We start from the raw sequence: 18,985 nt of genomic DNA, 5'->3' as shown, positions 1-18,985 counted from the left end.
CTAATTTTGACTTTATGCGCCGGAAAAGTAAAACAAATGCCAGCTTTCGCTAACCTCAATGGCTAATATTCTGTAAAAATGCTGAGTTTAGGGCTGATTCAGGCTGCACGCTTAAACGTGAGCAGGGTAAGAAAGGAACCATAAATGAGCCAAACGATGGCGAATTTAGTCGATGTCCGCGGTGTGAGTTTCTCGCGTAGTAATCGATTGATATTCGATGATATTTCGTTGACCGTACCGCGTGGCAAAATTACCGCCATCATGGGGCCGTCCGGGATCGGTAAAACGACCCTTCTGCGCCTTATTGGTGGGCAGATACCACCTGATAGCGGTGAAATCCTCTTCGATGGCGAAAACATCCCGGAGATGTCGCGCTCGCGCCTGTATACTGTCCGCAAACGTATGAGTATGCTCTTTCAGTCGGGGGCGCTGTTCACCGACATGAACGTCTTTGATAACGTGGCTTATCCGCTGCGCGAACATACCAGCCTGCCGCCTGAACTGCTGAAAAGCACGGTGATGATGAAGCTTGAAGCTGTCGGTCTGCGGGGGGCTGCCAAACTGATGCCTTCAGAACTGTCTGGCGGGATGGCGCGACGTGCCGCACTGGCGCGAGCCATTGCATTAGAACCCGATTTAATCATGTTCGACGAACCGTTTGTCGGACAGGATCCCATCACGATGGGCGTGCTGGTGAAGCTTATCTCTGAACTGAACAGCGCGCTCGGCGTAACCTGTATTGTGGTGTCTCACGATGTACCGGAAGTGTTGAGCATTGCCGATTACGCCTATATCGTGGCGGACAAAAAGATCGTCGCACACGGCAGCGCCCAGGCGCTTCAGGAAAATTGCGATCCGCGCGTGCGGCAATTCCTCGATGGTATTGCTGACGGACCCGTACCGTTCCGCTACCCGGCGGGCGATTATCGTGACGATTTACTGGGATTAGGGAGTTAAGCCACTCATGCTGTTAAATGCGTTGGCCGCCCTTGGACACCGTGGCATAAAAACCATCAGGACGTTCGGGCGTGCCGGATTAATGTTATTCAACGCGCTGGTTGGCAAGCCGGAGTTTCGCAAGCACGCGCCTCTGCTGGTGCGGCAGCTTTATAATGTCGGTGTGCTGTCGATGCTCATCATCATTGTCTCCGGCCTGTTTATCGGTATGGTGCTGGGGCTGCAGGGCTACCTCGTTCTGACCACCTACAGTGCGGAAACCAGCCTCGGGATGCTGGTGGCGCTCTCACTGCTGCGTGAACTGGGGCCGGTTGTGGCGGCGCTGCTGTTCGCCGGTCGTGCAGGATCAGCACTCACGGCAGAAATTGGCCTGATGCGCGCCACCGAGCAACTCTCCAGCATGGAGATGATGGCGGTCGACCCGCTGCGTCGGGTCATCTCTCCGCGTTTCTGGGCGGGGGTGATCTCGTTACCGCTACTGACTATTCTGTTTGTCGCCGTGGGGATCTGGGGTGGTTCGCTGGTGGGGGTCCACTGGAAAGGCATTGATGCCGGTTTCTTCTGGTCCGCCATGCAGGATGCCATCGATCTGCGAATGGATCTGGTTAACTGCCTGATTAAAAGCGTGGTATTTGCCATTACGGTCACCTGGATCGCCTTGTTCAATGGTTATGATGCCATTCCGACGTCGGCGGGCATTAGCCGTGCAACTACACGTACTGTCGTACATTCGTCGCTGGCCGTACTGGGTCTGGATTTTGTGCTCACCGCACTGATGTTTGGGAATTGAGTTCATGCAAACGAGAAAAAATGAAATTTGGGTCGGCGTGTTTCTGCTGCTGGCGCTGCTGGCCGCACTGTTTATCTGTCTGCGAGCGGCGGATATCACCTCAGTGCGCACCGAGCCGACGTACCGTGTCTATGCCACCTTCGATAATATCGGCGGCCTGAAAGCGCGCTCACCGGTGCGTATTGGTGGCGTTGTTATTGGGCGTGTATCAGACATAACGCTTGATGAGAAAACGTATCTGCCGCGCGTTGCGATGGATATCGAAGAGCGTTACAACCACATTCCGGACACCAGCTCCCTGTCAATCCGTACTTCCGGCCTGCTGGGAGAGCAATACCTGGCACTCAACGTTGGCTTTGAAGACCCTGAGCTTGGAACGACTATCCTTAAAGACGGTAGCGTTATCCAGGATACGAAGTCCGCGATGGTGCTGGAAGATATGATTGGTCAGTTCCTTTACAACAGTAAAGGGGATGATAAAAAGTCTGACGATGCCCCTGCGCAGAGTGAAGACCATACCAACGCTGCGCCGACCCCAGGTGCGACGAATTAATTCAGGAGAAGTCATTCATGTTTAAACGACTGTTAATGGTTGCCATGCTGGTCATTGCTCCCCTGACTGCGGCTCATGCTGCGGATCAAAGCAACCCGTACAAACTGATGGACGAAGCTGCGAAGAAAACCTTCGACCGTCTCAAAAACGAACAGCCAAAAATTCGCGCGAATCCTGATTATCTGCGTGACGTGGTAGACCAGGAACTGCTGCCCTATGTGCAGATCAAATATGCTGGTGCGCTGGTGCTGGGACGTTATTACAAAGATGCGACGCCTGCGCAGCGTGAAGCCTACTTTGCTGCGTTCCGTGAATACCTGAAACAGGCGTATGGTCAGGCGCTGGCGATGTACCACGGCCAGACCTATCAGATTGCTCCCGAGCAGCCGCTGGGTGATGCCACCATTGTGCCTATCCGCGTGACGATCAACGATCCTAACGGCCGTCCACCGGTGCGCCTGGATTTCCAGTGGCGTAAAAACAGCCAGACCGGGCACTGGCAGGCCTATGACATGATTGCCGAAGGGGTAAGCATGATCACCACCAAACAGAACGAGTGGAGTGACCTGCTGCGCACCAAAGGTATTGATGGCCTGACCGCGCAACTGCAGTCTATTGCGCGTCAGAAAATTACTCTGGACGAGAAAAAGTAATGTCGCAGCAACTCAGCTGGTCGCGTGAAGGTGAGACGTTAAAGCTGTCCGGTGAACTTGATCAGGACCTGCTGAACCCACTGTGGGATAAACGCCACGACGCGATGCAGGGCGTGACGCTCATCGACTTAACCGACGTCACGCGGGTGGATACGGCAGGTGTTGCGCTGCTCGCCCATCTGGTCGCTGTGGGGAAAAAGCAGGGGACAAGCGTCAGGCTTCATGGCGCGAGCGATAATGTCGTTACCCTTGCCCAACTCTACAATTTGCCTCCGGACGTCCTGCCTCGTTAATATTTTCAGTGCGTTACTTCCGAAAGCCCTGACAGTTTCATCGTCGGGGCTTTTTGCTTGTTTAAGACGACGCCACTTTGCTCTAAGATGTTGGGCTTGTTTTCACTATCAGATGATTAAGAACCCATGGAAAATCATGAAATCCAGACAGTGCTGATGAATGCACTCTCCCTTCAGGAAGCCCACGTCACTGGCGATGGCAGTCACTTCCAGGTTATTGCTGTGGGTGAGATGTTCGACGGTATGAGCCGTGTGAAGAAACAGCAGGCTGTGTACGCGCCGCTGATGGAATATATTGCGGATAACCGCATCCACGCCCTGTCGATTAAAGCGTTCACCCCGCAAGAGTGGGCACGCGATCGCAAACTAAACGGTTTTTGAGCTGAGGGCGACAGGCCCGCAGCACGGTTGAATTTATAAGAGAGCACACAATGGATAAATTTCGTGTACAGGGGCCAACGCGTCTCCAGGGCGAAGTCACAATTTCTGGCGCGAAAAACGCCGCGCTGCCAATCCTCTTTGCTGCGCTGCTCGCGGAAGAGCCGGTAGAAATTCAGAACGTACCGAAGCTGAAAGATATCGACACCACCATGAAGCTGCTCACCCAGCTGGGCACGAAAGTTGAGCGTAACGGTTCCGTCTGGATCGATGCCAGCAACGTGAACAACTTCTCTGCGCCTTACGATCTGGTGAAAACCATGCGTGCATCCATCTGGGCGCTTGGCCCGCTGGTGGCTCGTTTTGGTCAGGGTCAGGTTTCACTGCCGGGCGGTTGCGCCATCGGTGCGCGTCCGGTTGATCTGCATATCTATGGTCTGGAGAAACTGGGCGCTGAGATCAAGCTGGAAGAAGGTTACGTTAAAGCCTCCGTCAACGGTCGTCTGAAAGGCGCGCACATTGTCATGGACAAAGTGAGCGTGGGCGCAACCGTCACCATCATGTCTGCGGCAACGCTGGCAGAAGGCACGACCATCATCGAAAACGCCGCGCGTGAACCAGAGATTGTGGATACTGCCAACTTCCTCGTGGCGCTGGGGGCGAAGATCTCCGGCCAGGGTACTGACCGTATCACCATCGAAGGCGTTGAGCGTCTGGGCGGCGGTGTGTATCGCGTTCTGCCCGACCGTATCGAAACCGGCACCTTCCTGGTGGCCGCAGCGATCTCTGGCGGTAAGATTGTTTGTCGCAACGCGCAGCCTGATACCCTGGATGCGGTGCTGGCGAAACTGCGTGATGCAGGCGCGGATATCGAAATCGGCGAAGACTGGATCAGCCTCGATATGCACGGTCAGCGTCCAAAAGCGGTCAATGTACGTACGGCGCCGCATCCGGCGTTCCCAACGGACATGCAGGCGCAGTTCACCCTGTTGAACCTGGTTGCCGAAGGGACAGGCTTCATCACAGAGACCATTTTCGAGAACCGCTTTATGCACGTACCGGAACTGATCCGTATGGGTGCGCATGCTGAGATCGAGAGCAATACCGTGATTTGCCACGGCGTGGAGAAACTGTCAGGTGCTCAGGTGATGGCAACCGATCTGCGTGCGTCTGCAAGCCTGGTGCTGGCGGGGTGTATTGCGGAAGGTACTACGGTGGTGGATCGTATTTACCACATCGATCGTGGTTATGAGCGTATCGAAGACAAACTGCGCGCGCTGGGTGCCAATATCGAGCGTGTGAAGGGCGAGTAATCGTTCCGGCAGCCCCCTGCCAGAGATGACCGGGGGGTTGCTGTTCCTGCTAAAAAGCGCGTTATTCCTGTGGTTCTTTCTTTAACTTTCTCTGGCGCATCATGCGCGTTCTGTCGATGAATTCATGGGTAATGGGATCGTGGTAGCGCGAGGGCCAGATCACCCACGGGTGCGTTTCCAGCGCCGTCGCGATAATTAATTCTCCCTTTGGCCAGGGGCGGGTCAGGGCGTTGGCCAGGGTGGAAGAACTCAGACCATGGCGGCGGGACTCTGCTGCCAGTGACGTCCCTCTTTTGCGCAGTGCCGCAATGATATCTGCCGTATGCCAGTCGATAAATTTCGTATCCATAACGCTGTCCTTAAGTGCGGATTCACCTACGCCGTTTCTTCTGAAACGACTGGCTTACTATACCCATTTCAAACTCTTGTTCTAAAAAGTTCGCGTTACTTGAAGGGATATTCAGAATAAGACATGCCTTTATTCATGCGGTCTCTAAACCGATGAATTTACATGAATACGGAATTTACTGGGGTGTTTTAGAACCTCCCCGCGATGGAAACGGGGAGGCGTGAAAGGATTAACGATCGCGTTGAACAGCGATGTGGGCAAGGCCAATAAGGGCATCACGCCACGGGCTGTCTGGAATAACCTGAAGGGCAGCGATGGCTTTATCAGCCTCTTCTTCGGCACGCTGACGCGTCCATTCCAGTGAACCGCAGATCGCCATAGTTTCCAGTACCGGTTCCAGAAGATGGCGACCATTTCCCTGTTCGATCGCCTCACGGATCATTTTCGCCTGATCTGCAGTTCCGTTGCGCATCGCATGGAGCAGCGGCAGGGTCGGTTTGCCTTCGTTCAGGTCATCGCCCACGTTTTTGCCGAGCGTTTCGCCGTCCGCACTGTAGTCCAGCAAATCATCAATTAGCTGGAAGGCTGTCCCCAGATAGCGACCATAGTCCTGGAGCCCTTTTTCCTGAGCCTCAGAACAGCCAGCCAGAATGCCGGAGCACTGCGCGGCCGCTTCAAACAGGCGTGCTGTTTTGCTGTAGATGACGCGCATGTAGTTTTCTTCAGTGATATCCGGATCGTTGACGTTCATCAGCTGCAGCACTTCGCCTTCAGCGATGACGTTTACGGCTTCTGACATCACTTCCAGCACTTTCAGCGAGCCCAGGCTGGTCATCATCTGGAAGGCGCGGGTATAGATAAAATCCCCGACCAGAACGCTGGCGGCATTACCGAAGGCGGCATTGGCCGTGGCCTTACCGCGACGCATATCGGATTCATCCACAACATCGTCATGCAGAAGCGTCGCTGTGTGAATAAATTCGATCAGTGCGGCGATCGTGACGTGGGCATTTCCCTGATAGCCAACGGCTCTGGCAGCCAGAATGGCAATCATCGGGCGAATGCGTTTACCGCCGCCGCTGACAATGTAATAGCCCAACTGATTGATCAACTGAACGTCAGAGTTGAGTTGCTCCAGGATTGCTGCATTCACACCCGCCATATCTTGCGCGGTTAACTCATTGATTTTTTCTAAATTCATCGCAAAAGCCGGGCTTTTCATCCTGTTGATCCCATCTTCAATGGGGTAACGAAGGGTTTCGGTTTATCAATAGTAGTGCTGATTGTACTGAAAAAACGGCTCAGATAAACGTTACCGTACGTGTTGTGTTTTTTTTCTTCATGTATTGATGGTAGCACTTGTCAAAGGCTCGCGTTTTGCGTAATATTCGCGCCCTATTGTGAATATTTATAGCGCACTCTGAATCATACGAGGATGTGCGCGGAAGCGGAGTTTATATGTACGCGGTTTTCCAAAGTGGTGGTAAACAACACCGAGTAAGCGAAGGTCAGACCGTTCGCCTGGAAAAGCTGGACATCGCAACTGGCGAATCTGTTGAGTTCGCAGAAGTTCTGATGATCGCAAACGGTGAAGAAGTCAAAATCGGCGTTCCTTTCGTTGATGGCGGCGTTATCAAAGCTGAAGTTGTTGCTCACGGTCGTGGCGAGAAAGTTAAAATCGTTAAGTTTCGTCGTCGTAAACACTACCGTAAGCAGCAGGGCCACCGTCAGTGGTTCACTGATGTGAAAATTACTGGCATCAGCGCCTAAGACCTGAGGAGAGATTTAAATGGCACATAAAAAGGCTGGCGGCTCCACACGTAACGGTCGCGATTCAGAAGCTAAACGCCTGGGCGTTAAGCGTTTCGGTGGCGAATCCGTTCTGGCGGGTAGCATCATTGTTCGTCAACGTGGTACCAAATTCCACGCTGGCAACAACGTAGGTTGCGGTCGTGACCACACTCTGTTTGCTAAAGCAGACGGTAAAGTGAAATTTGAAGTTAAAGGCCCGAACAACCGTAAATACATCAGCATCGTTGCTGAGTAAGGTTTTCTCGGTCCGGTAACGGATTAAAGCCCCGCAACGTGTTGCGGGGCTTTTTACATTGGAAACCCGGAAAATTTTCTGTAGGGAAAACGGGCATGAAGCAGCAGGCCGGCATTGGTATTCTTTTGGCGCTCACGACCGCAATGTGCTGGGGTGCGCTGCCAATTGCAATGAAGCAAGTACTGGAAGTGATGGAGCCGCCTACGGTGGTCTTTTATCGCTTTCTGATGGCAAGCATCGGCCTCGGCGCCATTCTGGCTATCAAAGGTAAGCTTCCGCCTTTGCGACTTTTCCGCAAACCGCGCTGGCTGGTGCTGCTGGCTATCGCGACGGGCGGTCTGTTTGGTAACTTCATCCTGTTCAGCTCTTCTCTGCAGTATCTTAGCCCTACAGCGTCACAGGTGATTGGTCAGCTTTCACCTGTGGGCATGATGGTCGCCAGCGTGTTTATCCTCAAGGAGAAGATGCGTGGGACGCAGATTATCGGGGCGAGCATGTTGCTGTGTGGTCTGGTGATGTTCTTTAACACCAGCCTGATCGAAATTTTTACCCGCCTGACGGATTACACCTGGGGTGTGATTTTTGGTGTGGGAGCAGCTACGGTCTGGGTAAGCTATGGCGTCGCGCAAAAGGTGTTATTGCGGCGCCTGGCCTCACAGCAGATCCTTTTTTTGCTGTACACTTTATGTACAGTTGCATTATTGCCGTTAGCAAAGCCGGGTGTCATTACCCAGCTGAGCGACTGGCAGCTGGCGTGCCTCATTTTTTGTGGGCTTAACACGCTGGTTGGTTATGGCGCGCTTGCTGAAGCAATGGCGCGCTGGCAGGCAGCACAGGTTAGCGCATTGATCACGCTGACTCCGCTGTTTACCCTGTTATTTTCAGATTTGTTATCAATGGCCTGGCCCGATGTCTTCGTCAGACCGATGCTCAACCTGTTGGGCTATCTCGGTGCGTTTGTCGTGGTTGCGGGCGCGATGTATTCCGCCATTGGTCATCGTCTTTGGGGACGTTGGCGCAAAAATGAAGCGGTCCCCGCTCAGGCGAATGAGTTACGGAGAGTAAAATGAAGTTTGTTGATGAAGCAACGATCCTGGTTGTGGCTGGTGATGGCGGCAACGGTTGCGTGAGCTTCCGCCGTGAAAAATATATTCCTCGAGGTGGCCCGGATGGCGGCGACGGCGGGGATGGTGGTGATGTGTGGCTGGAGGCGGATGAGAACCTCAACACGCTGATCGACTACCGTTTCGAAAAATCCTTCCGCGCTGAACGTGGTCAGAACGGTCAGAGCCGCGACTGTACCGGTAAACGCGGTAAAGACGTGACCATTAAAGTGCCGGTTGGTACGCGCGTGATTGACCAGGGCACCGGTGAAACCATGGGTGACATGACCAAACACGGTCAGCGCCTGATGGTTGCAAAAGGTGGCTGGCACGGTCTGGGCAACAGCCGCTTCAAATCGTCCGTTAACCGTACTCCGCGTCAGAAAACGATGGGTACGCCGGGCGATAAGCGCGATCTGCAGCTGGAGCTGATGCTCCTGGCAGACGTGGGCATGCTGGGTATGCCAAATGCCGGTAAATCGACCTTTATTCGCGCGGTTTCTGCGGCGAAACCAAAAGTGGCGGACTATCCGTTTACCACGCTGGTACCGAGCCTGGGTGTTGTCCGTATGGATAACGAGAAGAGCTTCGTTGTTGCTGATATCCCGGGTCTGATCGAAGGTGCAGCGGAAGGTGCCGGTCTCGGCATTCGCTTCCTGAAACACCTTGAGCGTTGCCGCGTACTGCTGCACCTCATTGATATCGATCCTATTGATGGTTCCGATCCGGTTGAAAATGCCCGGATCATCATCGGTGAGCTGGAAAAATACAGCGAAAAACTGGCGTCTAAACCGCGCTGGCTGGTCTTCAACAAGATCGACCTGATGGATAAAGCGGAAGCGGAAGCGAAAGCTAAAGCGATTGCTGAAGCGATGGGCTGGGAAGATAAATACTACCTTATCTCCGCGGCAAGCCAGGTTGGCGTGAAAGACCTCTGCTGGGACGTGATGACCTTTATCATCGAAAACCCGGTCGTTCAGGCTGAAGAAGCGAAACAGCCAGAAAAAGTCGAATTCATGTGGGATGACTACCACCGTCAGCAGCTCGAAGAGCTGGAAACGGAAGAGGAAGACGACTGGGACGATGACTGGGATGAAGACGACGAAGAAGGTGTCGAGTTCATCTACAAACACTGATATCTGTCTAAAGCCCCCATTCCGGGGGCTTTTTTTATTCCAGCGTTGAGGGGAGCCAGCAGCTTGCTATCAGGCCGCCTTCAGCACCGTTCTCCAACGCCAGCTTACCGCGGTGGAGTTGCAGGATACGCTGTACGATACTCAGGCCCAGGCCGCTACCGCCGTAGCGCTGATCGAGCCGACGGAACGGCTCGGTGATCGACTGTCGGTGCGCTTCATCAATTCCCGGCCCCTGATCGCTCACGCTGACCAGCGTACCTCCCGCAACCTCGGTTAGTGCCACGGTGATTGTTGTGCCTGGTGGACTGTAACGTCCGGCATTTTCCAGCAGGTTACGCAGCATCAGTCGCAAAAGCACCGCGTCACCCTGCACCGTAAGCGTACTTTTGGCCGGCCATATCACCGTATGTTCTTTGGCTTCATGCTCAAGACCAAGGGGCGTGATGATCGTGTCCGTCCAGTTGATGGTCTCATAGTGACCGCTCGCCATCGCCTGTCCCGCACGGGCCAGCATCAGCAGTTGTTCAACGGTATGCATGAGCTGATCGATACGGCTGATTAACGTTGTCGCCTGCGGTGCGCCTGACTGCGCCATTAACTCCAGATGAAGCCGGATCCCGGCCAGTGGCGTTCGCAGTTCGTGGGCGGCGTCTGCGGTGAAGAGACGCTCCTGCTGAATGGTACTGTCCAGCCTGGCGAGTAGCTGGTTGAGAGAGGTGGTAACGGCGCCTATTTCTTCCATGTCGGAATACATAGGCAGCGGCGTTAAGTTATCCGCCGAACGGTTAGCGAGGCTGTCGCGGAGTTTATTCAGAGGCCGGGTTATCCAGGTGACCGCCCAGAATGAAAACAGCAGTGTGAAACTGACCATCACCAGGGAAGGGACCAGAAGAGATGCAATCGCCTCGCGGATCTCTTTTTCGACATGGTTATTGCGGGCTTTTGCAGACAGCGTTTCATTCACCAGAAAGCCAATCTGCTCACGGCTTTCATGCCACAACCAAATCACGCTTATCAGCTGGAAAAATAACAGAATGACCGCCAGCAACACCATTAATCGCCGACGCATGCTGTTCATTTCTGGCTCTCCAGACGATAGCCAACGCCGCGGACGGTTTTTATCCGGTCTTTGCCAAGCTTGCGACGCAGGTTATGGATGTGGACTTCCAGGGTGTTAGAGCCGGGATCGTCCTGCCAGGAGTAAATGTCCTGTTGCAGCGTTTCACGGTGCACCGTTTGCCCGCTGCGCATGATCAGGCGGGTCAGGAGGGCGAACTCTTTTGGGGTCACTTCAACGGGCTGGGACTGACGCAGTACCTGCTGGGTTTGCAGATTGAGCGTGATGTCGCCGTCCGTCAGCAGATTATCGCTGTGCCCCTGATAGCGCCGGATAAGCGCCCGCACGCGGGCCTGAAGTTCTGCGAGCGCAAAGGGCTTCACCAGATAGTCATCTGCGCCAGCATCGAGGCCGGTAATACGATCTTCAATCGCATCGCGTGCTGTCAGGATCAACACCGGGTTAGCGATGCCGCGCCGACGCCATTGGGTGAGCAGCGTCGCGCCGTCTTTGTCCGGCAAACCCAAATCGAGGATCACCAGACTGTACTCGCCGCTCTGGATCAGGGAATCCGCCTCTGCCGCGGTACCGGCACAATCCAGAGCATACCCTTCGTTGGCAAGCCCCAGCGCGAGTCCTTCCTGTAATAACAGATCGTCTTCAACTATGAGTAGTTTCATCGTTAGTTATTCTGATAAATGTCTTTATAAAGCCTGCTTTCGAAGCGAACCAGCGGAATACGACGGTTGCGCTGATCGGTCGGTTCGACGGCATAGCCGGAAAGATACTGTACGAAGGCCATGCGTTGTCCGCTGGCTGTCGTGATGAACCCTGCAAGATTGTAAACGCCCTGCAGTGAACCTGTTTTAGCGGATACTTTGCCATCTACGCCGGCCGCGTGAAGCCCGGCGCGATACTGCAGAGAACCGTCATGCCCGGCAAGCGGCAGCATTGAAATAAAGTTTAGCTCAGAGTCATGTTGTGCAATGTACTGAAGCACTTGCATCATGGTTGCCGGTGCGATCAAATTATGACGCGATAATCCGGAACCATCGACAGCAATGGTATTACCCAGATCGATTCCCGCCTGTTGGCGCAGGATCTGGCGCACAGCGTCTGAGCCCGCGCGCCAGGTTCCCGGCACGCCAAAACGCGCGTGGCCGATCATGCGGAACACCGTATCAGCAATCATGTTGTCAGACTTTTTCAGCATAATTCGCAGCAAATCGTGCAGCGGAGGCGACTGTTTGCTGGCGATGACCGTTCCGGGCTGGTTGACCTGCGTCTGGCGGAGCAGCGTACCGGAGTAGCTAATGCCTGCCTGCTTCAGTTCATCCTTCAGAATGGCACCCGCGTAGCTCGCGCCATCTTGTATTGCAAAGGCCAGCGGCAGGGGATCGGCGCGCTGGGTCAGACAGCCGGTGAGCGTGAAACGGTTAAGATCGCCAGGCACCACGTCCAGTTCACAATACTGGGCATCCGGGGAGCCTTTGGCCAGCGTACGCACCTGGCTAAACATGGTCACCGGGTAGTAGGATGCCACGCGGATAAACGCTAAATCATCCGGTTTGGGCGCGCTGTAAAGGGAAATTGAAAAGCAGTTGCGGTCAACAATCGCGGCGGCGGGTGGTGCGCTAAAGCATTGCGTCATGTCGTTCCACGGCCAGCCTGGCGCTTTATCATGGCTGGCAAAAATCGAGGTGTCGATCAGCACGTTACCCTCGATTTTCGTCACACCGGATTTTTTCAGCACCGCCACCATATTGCGGATATCCTGGCGCTTAAAGGTCGGATCGCCGCCAAAACGGGCAATAAGATCGCCCTTCAGTACACCGCCCTCAATGTTGCCTTTGCTCTCAAGCGTGGTGGTAAAACGAAAGTCAGGGCCGAGCTGAAGCAGCGCGGCGAGGGCCGTGATCACCTTTTGGGTACTGGCAGGCAGCGCCATCTGTTGACTGTGATAGTCAATCTCTGGCGTCTGCGCCCCGACCTTCTGCACCATCAATGCAAGGTTAGCACCTGCGGGTAGCTGATTAATGTACTCATCAACATTCGCGGCCTGAACGCTGAACGCTATACTGGTAGTCAATCCGATGATAAATCTGGAAAATCGCATAATCTCGCGCTAACAACCCGAAAACAAACCGTCATACTACGGTGCATAGCACTGCAAAGTAAACGATGACCCATAGTGAACTTCGCGGTAAAATGCGTATCAAATTGAAAAATTGCTGCTGACCTGGGGCGTTGCTCCCGGGTCGGTTTTCTTTTTGCTTCTTGCCCGCTTAGGGGGGCAGGGGCAGGGAACACTGCTCCCAACAGGAATGTTTAAGAGGTATAACAAATGCAAGCTATTCCGATGACCTTACGTGGTGCCGAAAAACTGCGCGAAGAGCTGGATTTCCTGAAATCCGTTCGTCGCCCTGAAATTATCGCCGCTATCGCGGATGCGCGTGAGCATGGCGACCTGAAGGAGAACGCTGAATACCATGCGGCGCGTGAGCAGCAGGGCTTCTGTGAAGGACGTATCAAAGATATCGAAGCAAAACTGTCCAATGCGCAGGTTATCGATATCACCAAGATGCCTAACAATGGGCGTGTGATCTTTGGTTCAACCGTGACCGTGCTGAACCTGGACAACGACGAAGAGCAGACCTATCGCATCGTGGGTGATGATGAAGCAGACTTCAAACAGAACCTGATTTCCGTGAACTCTCCGATTGCTCGCGGCCTGATTGGCAAAGAGCAGGATGATGTTGTTACCATTCGCACGCCTGGCGGTGAAGTGGAATACGAAATTATTAAGGTTGAATACCTGTAATTCGCATCTCTGGTAAGATGTTGATACATTGTAAAGAAAAGAAAAAGGCCGCATAGCGGCCTTTTATCAACTCAAGGAGCATGGCATTTTGCTCGCCTGCTGACAGAAATCCCTCGTTTCACACAGAAAATGTGTTCGATTCAGGATATCCTTAGCGTGGCAGCGAGATTTTACGCTCTTTAGATGGGCGGTAGAGCACCAGCGTTTTACCGATGACCTGTACATTACAGGCGCCGGTTTCGCGCACGATGGCTTCCACGATCAGGTTTTTAGTGTCTCTGTCTTCAGAGGCGATTTTCACCTTGATCAGCTCGTGGTGTTCCAGCGCTTGTTCAATCTCGGCAAGCACCCCTTCGGTCAAACCATTGTTGCCAAGCATCACTACAGGCTTGAGCGGATGTGCCAGACCTTTAAGGTGCTGTTTTTGTTTAGTACTCAGATTCATCGTATATTTTTGCTTACGTTGGGATTGAAAACGGTTCATTCTACCGCCATCTCCCTTATATCGCCAAATAGCTGCGTAGAAATTTACGTCACAGGCAGGTAACGATGAACCAGGACGGAAATGTTAAATGACAGGTAAAAAGCGTTCTGCCAGCTCCAGCCGCTGGCTTCAGGAACACTTTAGCGATAAATATGTTCAACAGGCGCAGAAAAAGGGGTTGCGTTCCCGTGCCTGGTTTAAACTTGATGAAATACAGCAAAGTGACAAACTTTTTAAGCCGGGGATGACGGTTGTTGACCTCGGTGCGGCACCTGGCGGATGGTCCCAGTATGCGGTAACGCAGATCGGCGGAACGGGCCGAATCATCGCGTGCGATCTTTTACCAATGGATCCTATCGTCGGTGTCGACTTCCTTCAGGGCGACTTTCGTGATGAATTAGTGCTTAAAGCGTTACTTGATCGTGTAGGTGACAGTAAGGTCCAGGTTGTCATGTCAGATATGGCACCAAATATGTGTGGAACACCGGCGGTGGATATCCCCCGCGCCATGTATCTGGTGGAGCTAGCGTTAGAAATGTGTCGTGATGTACTAGCGCCTGGTGGTAGTTTTGTTGTGAAGGTGTTTCAGGGCGAAGGTTTCGAGGAGTATCTTAAGGAAATTCGCTCCCTGTTTGCGAAGGTCAAAGTTCGTAAGCCGGACTCTTCCCGGGCCCGTTCCCGCGAAGTGTATATTGTAGCGACCGGGCGAAAATGATAACCGGTAGATTTCAGGCGAAAGTTTGAATGAAACTGGATATAGAGTATCCTGACGCTGTTTTTAACACAGTTGTAATATGAGGTTAATCCCTTGAGTGACATGGCGAAAAACCTAATACTCTGGCTGGTCATTGCCGTTGTGCTGATGTCAGTATTCCAGAGCTTTGGGCCCAGCGAGTCGAATGGCCGCAAGGTGGATTATTCTACCTTCCTGCAGGAGGTCAATCAGGACCAGGTTCGCGAAGCGCGTATCAACGGACGTGAGATCAACGTTACCAAGAAAGATAGTAACCGTTACACGACTTACATCCCGGTGAACGATCCTAAGCTGCTTGATAACCTTCTGACCAAAAACGTCAAAGTGGTAGGCGAGCCGCCAGAAGAACCAAGCCTGTTGGCTTCAATCTTCATTTCCTGGTTCCCGATGCTGCTTCTCATCGGCGTCTGGATCTTCTTTATGCGCCAGATGCAGGGCGGCGGTGGCAAAGGTGCCATGTCGTTCGGTAAGAGCAAGGCGCGTATGCTGACGGAAGACCAGATTAAGACTACGTTCGCTGACGTTGCAGGTTGTGACGAAGCGAAAGAAGAAGTCGGTGAACTGGTTGAATACCTGCGCGAGCCGAGCCGTTTCCAGAAACTGGGCGGTAAGATCCCGAAAGGCGTGCTGATGGTCGGCCCTCCGGGTACCGGTAAAACCCTGCTGGCGAAAGCTATCGCAGGTGAAGCGAAGGTACCGTTCTTTACTATTTCAGGTTCTGACTTCGTCGAAATGTTCGTGGGTGTGGGTGCATCTCGTGTGCGTGACATGTTCGAGCAGGCTAAGAAGGCAGCACCGTGCATTATCTTCATCGATGAAATCGACGCCGTAGGCCGCCAGCGTGGCGCGGGCCTGGGCGGTGGTCACGATGAACGTGAACAGACTCTGAACCAGATGCTGGTTGAGATGGACGGCTTCGAAGGTAACGAAGGTATTATCGTTATCGCCGCAACTAACCGTCCGGACGTACTTGACCCGGCGCTGCTGCGTCCAGGCCGTTTCGACCGTCAGGTTGTGGTCGGTCTGCCAGATGTTCGTGGTCGTGAACAGATTCTGAAAGTGCACATGCGTCGCGTACCGCTGGCGCCAGATATCGACGCGGCAATTATTGCGCGTGGTACCCCGGGCTTCTCCGGTGCGGATCTGGCTAACCTGGTCAACGAAGCTGCTCTGTTCGCCGCTCGCGGTAACAAGCGCGTGGTGTCCATGGTGGAGTTCGAGAAAGCGAAAGACAAAATCATGATGGGTGCGGAACGTCGCTCCATGGTGATGACGGAAGCGCAGAAAGAGTCCACGGCATATCACGAAGCCGGTCACGCGATTATTGGCCGCCTGGTACCGGAGCACGATCCGGTACACAAAGTGACGATTATTCCGCGCGGTCGTGCGCTGGGTGTGACCTTCTTCCTGCCTGAAGGCGACGCGATCAGCGCCAGCCGTCAGAAACTGGAAAGCCAGATTTCAACCCTGTACGGTGGTCGTCTGGCGGAAGAGATCATCTACGGGCCGGAACATGTTTCTACCGGTGCGTCGAACGACATTAAAGTGGCGACAAACCTGGCACGTAACATGGTCACTCAGTGGGGCTTCTCCGACAAACTCGGTCCGCTGCTTTATGCAGAGGAAGAGGGTGAAGTATTCCTGGGCCGCTCCGTGGCAAAAGCGAAACATATGTCCGATGAGACGGCTCGTATCATCGACCAGGAAGTGAAAGCGCTGATTGAACGTAACTACGGTCGCGCGCGTCAGATCCTGAACGACAATATGGACATCCTGCATTCGATGAAAGATGCGCTCATGAAATATGAGACCATCGATGCACCGCAGATTGACGACCTGATGGCTCGCCGCGAAGTGCGTCCGCCAGCAGGCTGGGAAGACCCAGGTGCTTCCAACAATTCTGACAACAATGGCACCCCGCGTGCGCCGCGTCCGGTCGATGAACCGCGTACGCCGAACCCGGGCAACACCATGTCAGAACAGTTGGGCGACAAGTAAGTCACTGCTGTTGAAGCGTTTGTCTGTATCTCAAACCCTGGAGCTTGCTCCGGGGTTTTTCTTTTTCATTTAACCATATTGATACCAGGGATTTAGCCATGAAACTCTTCGCCCAGGACTCGCATCTCGATCTCTCACATCCTCATGTGATGGGTATCCTGAATGTTACCCCTGACTCCTTCTCTGACGGCGGCACGCACAACACGCTTATCGACGCGGTTAAGCACGCGAATTTAATGATCAACGCAGGTGCTACCATCATTGATGTCGGCGGTGAATCGACGCGCCCAGGGGCAGCGGATGTGTCGGTGGAAGAAGAGCTGGCGCGCGTGGTGCCGGTCGTTGAGGCAATCGCACAACGTTTTGAGGTATGGATCTCCGTCGATACTTCCAAACCAGAAGTGATTCGTGAAGTGGCGAGAGTGGGTGCTCACATTATTAATGATATCCGCTCGCTGACTGAACCCGGTGCAATCGAAGCCGCTGCTGAGACAGGGTTGCCTGTGTGCCTGATGCACATGCAGGGGCAGCCGAAAACCATGCAGGAGGCGCCGAAGTATGACGATGTCTTTGCTGATGTGAATCGCTTCTTTATTGAGCATATTGAACGCTGTGAGCGTGCAGGCATCCCAAAAGAGAAATTGCTGCTCGACCCGGGGTTCGGTTTCGGTAAAAATCTCTCCCACAACTATGCACTGCTTGCGCGCTTATCGGAATTCCATCACTTCGGCCTGCCGCTGCTGGTGGGGATGTCGAGAAAATCGATGATTGGCCAATTGCTTAACGTAGGGCCGAGCGAGCGCCTGAGTGGTAGTCTGGCCTGCGCGGTCATTGCGGCGATGCAAGGCGCGCATATTATTCGTGTCCATGACGTCAAAGAAACAGTAGAAGCCATGCGCGTGGTGGAAGCCACACTGGCAGCGAAGGAAAACAAACGCTATGAGTAATCGTAAATATTTTGGGACCGATGGTATCCGTGGGCGTGTCGGCGATGCGCCTATCACGCCTGATTTTGTCCTTAAGCTTGGCTGGGCTGCTGGCAAGGTACTCGCACGTCATGGTTCCCGTAAGATCATTATTGGTAAAGATACCCGTATTTCAGGTTATATGCTGGAATCGGCGCTGGAAGCCGGACTGGCAGCCGCGGGGCTGTCAGCTTCCTTTACTGGCCCAATGCCAACGCCGGCTGTTGCGTATCTGACCCGTACCTTCCGCGCGGAAGCGGGAATTGTGATTTCGGCCTCCCATAACCCGTTCTATGACAACGGCATCAAGTTCTTCTCCATTGATGGCACCAAGCTGCCGGATGAAGTGGAAGAAGCCATTGAAGCCGAAATGGAAAAAGAGATCACCTGCGTGGACTCCGCAGAGCTGGGTAAAGCAAACCGTATCGTCGATGCCGCGGGTCGCTATATTGAGTTTTGCAAAGGCACCTTCCCGAACGAACTGAGCCTTGCCCACCTTAAAATTGTGGTGGACTGCGCCAACGGTGCAACCTACCACATTGCGCCAAACGTATTCCGCGAGCTGGGCGCCAAAGTGATCACCATTGGCTGCGAGCCGGATGGTCTGAACATTAACGAGCAGGTTGGTGCGACGGACGTGCGTGCCCTGCAGGCGCGCGTGCTGGCAGAGAAGGCCGACCTGGGTATTGCGCTGGATGGCGACGGCGATCGCGTGATCATGGTCGACCACGAAGGCAACAAGGTTGATGGCGATCAGATCCTCTACATCATCGCCCGTGAAGGGCTGCGTCAGGGTCAACTGCGCGGTGGTGCCGTCGGCACGCTGATGAGCAACATGGGCCTGGAGCTGGCGCTGAAACAGCTGGGTATCCCGTTTGTTCGCGCGAAAGTGGGTGACCGTTACGTGCTGGAGAAGCTTCAGGAGAAAGGCTGGCGCATTGGCGCAGAAAACTCAGGCCACGTGATCCTGCTCGACAAAACCACCACCGGTGACGGCATCGTGGCTGCGCTTCAGGTCGTCGCAGCGATGGCCCGTAACCATATGAGCCTGCACGATCTCTGCAGCGGCATGAAAATGTTCCCGCAGATCCTGGTGAACGTGCGTTTCACGGCAGGTAAAGGCGATCCGCTGGAAAATGACAATGTGAAAGCGGTAATGGCTGACGTTGAAGCGGCGCTGGGAAGCCGTGGCCGCGTGCTGCTGCGTAAGTCCGGAACTGAACCACTGATTCGCGTTATGGTGGAAGGTGAGGATGAAGCGCAGGTGACTGAATTTGCCCACCGTATTGCTGATGCCGTTAAAGCTGCATAAACTTGCACGCTAACTGTTTAAA

Annotated in this window: 22 protein-coding genes; 16 read left to right on the top strand and 6 right to left on the bottom strand. The window is 53.9% G+C overall.

All coding sequences use genetic code 11. From position 1 onward, the window contains the following. The first annotated feature begins 144 nt into the window (after positions 1-144). From mlaF to murA, 7 genes are all read left to right on the top strand, one after another. Positions 145-957: a phospholipid ABC transporter ATP-binding protein MlaF gene (gene mlaF, locus ACMGGM_RS10775; RefSeq protein WP_014885389.1), complete on the top strand. Its 813-nt coding sequence runs from the start codon at positions 145-147 to the stop codon at positions 955-957. Between the two features lie 7 nt (positions 958-964). Then, positions 965-1,747 (top strand): lipid asymmetry maintenance ABC transporter permease subunit MlaE, encoded by a 783-nt coding sequence (mlaE, locus tag ACMGGM_RS10770; protein ID WP_010436044.1) that lies wholly within the window; start codon positions 965-967, stop codon positions 1,745-1,747. 4 nt (positions 1,748-1,751) lie between these two features. Further along, the gene (gene mlaD, locus ACMGGM_RS10765; protein ID WP_014885388.1) at positions 1,752-2,300 is read left to right on the top strand and encodes an outer membrane lipid asymmetry maintenance protein MlaD; all 549 of its coding nucleotides are present in this window, start codon (positions 1,752-1,754) and stop codon (positions 2,298-2,300) included. Positions 2,301-2,317: 17 nt separating this feature from the next. Continuing rightward, positions 2,318-2,953, top strand: coding sequence for a phospholipid-binding protein MlaC (mlaC, locus tag ACMGGM_RS10760; protein WP_014885387.1), 636 nt, complete (start codon positions 2,318-2,320; stop codon positions 2,951-2,953). Further along, positions 2,953-3,246: a lipid asymmetry maintenance protein MlaB gene (mlaB, locus tag ACMGGM_RS10755; RefSeq protein WP_014885386.1), complete on the top strand. Its 294-nt coding sequence runs from the start codon at positions 2,953-2,955 to the stop codon at positions 3,244-3,246. The genes mlaC and mlaB overlap by 1 nt, the downstream gene beginning before the upstream one ends. A gap of 126 nt (positions 3,247-3,372) precedes the next feature. Then, positions 3,373-3,627 (top strand): BolA family iron metabolism protein IbaG, encoded by a 255-nt coding sequence (gene ibaG / locus ACMGGM_RS10750; protein WP_008501458.1) that lies wholly within the window; start codon positions 3,373-3,375, stop codon positions 3,625-3,627. A gap of 50 nt (positions 3,628-3,677) precedes the next feature. Continuing rightward, positions 3,678-4,937: a UDP-N-acetylglucosamine 1-carboxyvinyltransferase gene (murA, locus tag ACMGGM_RS10745; protein ID WP_014885385.1), complete on the top strand. Its 1,260-nt coding sequence runs from the start codon at positions 3,678-3,680 to the stop codon at positions 4,935-4,937. A gap of 61 nt (positions 4,938-4,998) precedes the next feature. Here the strand turns inward: murA and sfsB are convergent, their stop codons facing one another. Together sfsB and ispB are read right to left on the bottom strand one after the other, a co-directional pair. Next, positions 4,999-5,286 (bottom strand): DNA-binding transcriptional regulator SfsB, encoded by a 288-nt coding sequence (gene sfsB / locus ACMGGM_RS10740; protein WP_014885384.1) that lies wholly within the window; start codon positions 5,284-5,286, stop codon positions 4,999-5,001. A gap of 229 nt (positions 5,287-5,515) precedes the next feature. Next, entirely contained in the window at positions 5,516-6,487 is a 972-nt protein-coding gene (gene ispB, locus ACMGGM_RS10735) for an octaprenyl diphosphate synthase (protein ID WP_032629753.1), read from the bottom strand. Between the two features lie 257 nt (positions 6,488-6,744). On the opposite strand from ispB, the gene rplU reads away from it, so the two are divergent. From rplU to cgtA, 4 genes are all read left to right on the top strand, one after another. Next, complete coding sequence (gene rplU, locus ACMGGM_RS10730; protein WP_003025032.1) at positions 6,745-7,056, top strand: 50S ribosomal protein L21; 312 nt, start codon at positions 6,745-6,747, stop codon at positions 7,054-7,056. 19 nt (positions 7,057-7,075) lie between these two features. Beyond that, entirely contained in the window at positions 7,076-7,333 is a 258-nt protein-coding gene (gene rpmA / locus ACMGGM_RS10725; protein ID WP_004385076.1) for a 50S ribosomal protein L27, read from the top strand. 95 nt (positions 7,334-7,428) lie between these two features. Further along, positions 7,429-8,403, top strand: coding sequence for a DMT family transporter (locus ACMGGM_RS10720; protein ID WP_014885382.1), 975 nt, complete (start codon positions 7,429-7,431; stop codon positions 8,401-8,403). Next, on the top strand, positions 8,400-9,572 hold the full coding sequence (cgtA, locus tag ACMGGM_RS10715) for an Obg family GTPase CgtA (protein ID WP_063943511.1): 1,173 nt from the start codon (positions 8,400-8,402) through the stop codon (positions 9,570-9,572). The genes ACMGGM_RS10720 and cgtA overlap by 4 nt, the downstream gene beginning before the upstream one ends. A 34-nt stretch (positions 9,573-9,606) precedes the next feature. On the opposite strand, the gene pmrB is transcribed toward cgtA, so the two are convergent. Genes pmrB through dacB form a run of 3 tightly spaced genes read right to left on the bottom strand, consistent with a single transcriptional unit; the run spans position 9,607 to position 12,745 of the window. After that, the gene (gene pmrB, locus ACMGGM_RS10710) at positions 9,607-10,650 is read right to left on the bottom strand and encodes a two-component system sensor histidine kinase PmrB (RefSeq protein ID WP_063614101.1); all 1,044 of its coding nucleotides are present in this window, start codon (positions 10,648-10,650) and stop codon (positions 9,607-9,609) included. Next, positions 10,647-11,309, bottom strand: coding sequence for a two-component system response regulator PmrA (gene pmrA / locus ACMGGM_RS10705; protein ID WP_014885379.1), 663 nt, complete (start codon positions 11,307-11,309; stop codon positions 10,647-10,649). Before pmrA ends, pmrB begins: the two co-directional genes overlap by 4 nt. A gap of 2 nt (positions 11,310-11,311) precedes the next feature. Continuing rightward, complete coding sequence (gene dacB / locus ACMGGM_RS10700; protein WP_014885378.1) at positions 11,312-12,745, bottom strand: serine-type D-Ala-D-Ala carboxypeptidase; 1,434 nt, start codon at positions 12,743-12,745, stop codon at positions 11,312-11,314. 228 nt (positions 12,746-12,973) lie between these two features. On the opposite strand from dacB, the gene greA reads away from it, so the two are divergent. After that, positions 12,974-13,450 carry a transcription elongation factor GreA gene (gene greA, locus ACMGGM_RS10695; RefSeq protein ID WP_014171793.1) on the top strand — a complete coding sequence of 159 codons (477 nt, stop codon included), beginning with the start codon at positions 12,974-12,976 and terminating at the stop codon, positions 13,448-13,450. A gap of 151 nt (positions 13,451-13,601) precedes the next feature. Here greA and yhbY read toward each other — a convergent pair whose 3' ends face one another. Next, on the bottom strand, positions 13,602-13,895 hold the full coding sequence (yhbY, locus tag ACMGGM_RS10690; RefSeq protein WP_003861814.1) for a ribosome assembly RNA-binding protein YhbY: 294 nt from the start codon (positions 13,893-13,895) through the stop codon (positions 13,602-13,604). A gap of 127 nt (positions 13,896-14,022) precedes the next feature. Between yhbY and rlmE the strand changes: the two genes are divergently transcribed. From rlmE to glmM, 4 genes are all read left to right on the top strand, one after another. Next, entirely contained in the window at positions 14,023-14,649 is a 627-nt protein-coding gene (rlmE, locus tag ACMGGM_RS10685) for a 23S rRNA (uridine(2552)-2'-O)-methyltransferase RlmE (RefSeq protein ID WP_003861812.1), read from the top strand. Positions 14,650-14,751: 102 nt separating this feature from the next. Then, a complete protein-coding gene (gene ftsH, locus ACMGGM_RS10680; RefSeq protein WP_013098921.1) occupies positions 14,752-16,686 on the top strand; it encodes an ATP-dependent zinc metalloprotease FtsH in 1,935 nt (644 codons plus the stop codon). A gap of 98 nt (positions 16,687-16,784) precedes the next feature. Next, entirely contained in the window at positions 16,785-17,633 is an 849-nt protein-coding gene (folP, locus tag ACMGGM_RS10675; RefSeq protein WP_014885377.1) for a dihydropteroate synthase, read from the top strand. Continuing rightward, positions 17,626-18,963 (top strand): phosphoglucosamine mutase, encoded by a 1,338-nt coding sequence (gene glmM, locus ACMGGM_RS10670; RefSeq protein WP_014885376.1) that lies wholly within the window; start codon positions 17,626-17,628, stop codon positions 18,961-18,963. The genes folP and glmM overlap by 8 nt, the downstream gene beginning before the upstream one ends. Positions 18,964-18,985 lie beyond the last annotated feature (22 nt).

The sequence above is a fragment of the Enterobacter sp. BNK-14 genome (assembly GCF_047456095.1).
Taxonomy (GTDB): Bacteria; Pseudomonadota; Gammaproteobacteria; order Enterobacterales; family Enterobacteriaceae; genus Enterobacter; species Enterobacter kobei.
This window is presented reverse-complemented; position numbering and strand designations above follow the sequence as displayed.

What these genes read in the sequence shown, in the direction of transcription:
- mlaF (WP_014885389.1), top strand. Translation starts at nt 145, where the DNA reads ATGAGCCAAACGATGGCGAATTTAGTCGATGTCCGCGGTGTGAGTTTC.
- mlaE (WP_010436044.1), top strand. Translation starts at nt 965, where the DNA reads ATGCTGTTAAATGCGTTGGCCGCCCTTGGACACCGTGGCATAAAAACC.
- mlaD (WP_014885388.1), top strand. Translation starts at nt 1,752, where the DNA reads ATGCAAACGAGAAAAAATGAAATTTGGGTCGGCGTGTTTCTGCTGCTG.
- mlaC (WP_014885387.1), top strand. Translation starts at nt 2,318, where the DNA reads ATGTTTAAACGACTGTTAATGGTTGCCATGCTGGTCATTGCTCCCCTG.
- mlaB (WP_014885386.1), top strand. Translation starts at nt 2,953, where the DNA reads ATGTCGCAGCAACTCAGCTGGTCGCGTGAAGGTGAGACGTTAAAGCTG.
- ibaG (WP_008501458.1), top strand. Translation starts at nt 3,373, where the DNA reads ATGGAAAATCATGAAATCCAGACAGTGCTGATGAATGCACTCTCCCTT.
- murA (WP_014885385.1), top strand. Translation starts at nt 3,678, where the DNA reads ATGGATAAATTTCGTGTACAGGGGCCAACGCGTCTCCAGGGCGAAGTC.
- sfsB (WP_014885384.1), bottom strand. Translation starts at nt 5,286, where the DNA reads ATGGATACGAAATTTATCGACTGGCATACGGCAGATATCATTGCGGCA.
- ispB (WP_032629753.1), bottom strand. Translation starts at nt 6,487, where the DNA reads ATGAATTTAGAAAAAATCAATGAGTTAACCGCGCAAGATATGGCGGGT.
- rplU (WP_003025032.1), top strand. Translation starts at nt 6,745, where the DNA reads ATGTACGCGGTTTTCCAAAGTGGTGGTAAACAACACCGAGTAAGCGAA.
- rpmA (WP_004385076.1), top strand. Translation starts at nt 7,076, where the DNA reads ATGGCACATAAAAAGGCTGGCGGCTCCACACGTAACGGTCGCGATTCA.
- ACMGGM_RS10720 (WP_014885382.1), top strand. Translation starts at nt 7,429, where the DNA reads ATGAAGCAGCAGGCCGGCATTGGTATTCTTTTGGCGCTCACGACCGCA.
- cgtA (WP_063943511.1), top strand. Translation starts at nt 8,400, where the DNA reads ATGAAGTTTGTTGATGAAGCAACGATCCTGGTTGTGGCTGGTGATGGC.
- pmrB (WP_063614101.1), bottom strand. Translation starts at nt 10,650, where the DNA reads ATGAACAGCATGCGTCGGCGATTAATGGTGTTGCTGGCGGTCATTCTG.
- pmrA (WP_014885379.1), bottom strand. Translation starts at nt 11,309, where the DNA reads ATGAAACTACTCATAGTTGAAGACGATCTGTTATTACAGGAAGGACTC.
- dacB (WP_014885378.1), bottom strand. Translation starts at nt 12,745, where the DNA reads ATGCGATTTTCCAGATTTATCATCGGATTGACTACCAGTATAGCGTTC.
- greA (WP_014171793.1), top strand. Translation starts at nt 12,974, where the DNA reads ATGCAAGCTATTCCGATGACCTTACGTGGTGCCGAAAAACTGCGCGAA.
- yhbY (WP_003861814.1), bottom strand. Translation starts at nt 13,895, where the DNA reads ATGAATCTGAGTACTAAACAAAAACAGCACCTTAAAGGTCTGGCACAT.
- rlmE (WP_003861812.1), top strand. Translation starts at nt 14,023, where the DNA reads ATGACAGGTAAAAAGCGTTCTGCCAGCTCCAGCCGCTGGCTTCAGGAA.
- ftsH (WP_013098921.1), top strand. Translation starts at nt 14,752, where the DNA reads ATGGCGAAAAACCTAATACTCTGGCTGGTCATTGCCGTTGTGCTGATG.
- folP (WP_014885377.1), top strand. Translation starts at nt 16,785, where the DNA reads ATGAAACTCTTCGCCCAGGACTCGCATCTCGATCTCTCACATCCTCAT.
- glmM (WP_014885376.1), top strand. Translation starts at nt 17,626, where the DNA reads ATGAGTAATCGTAAATATTTTGGGACCGATGGTATCCGTGGGCGTGTC.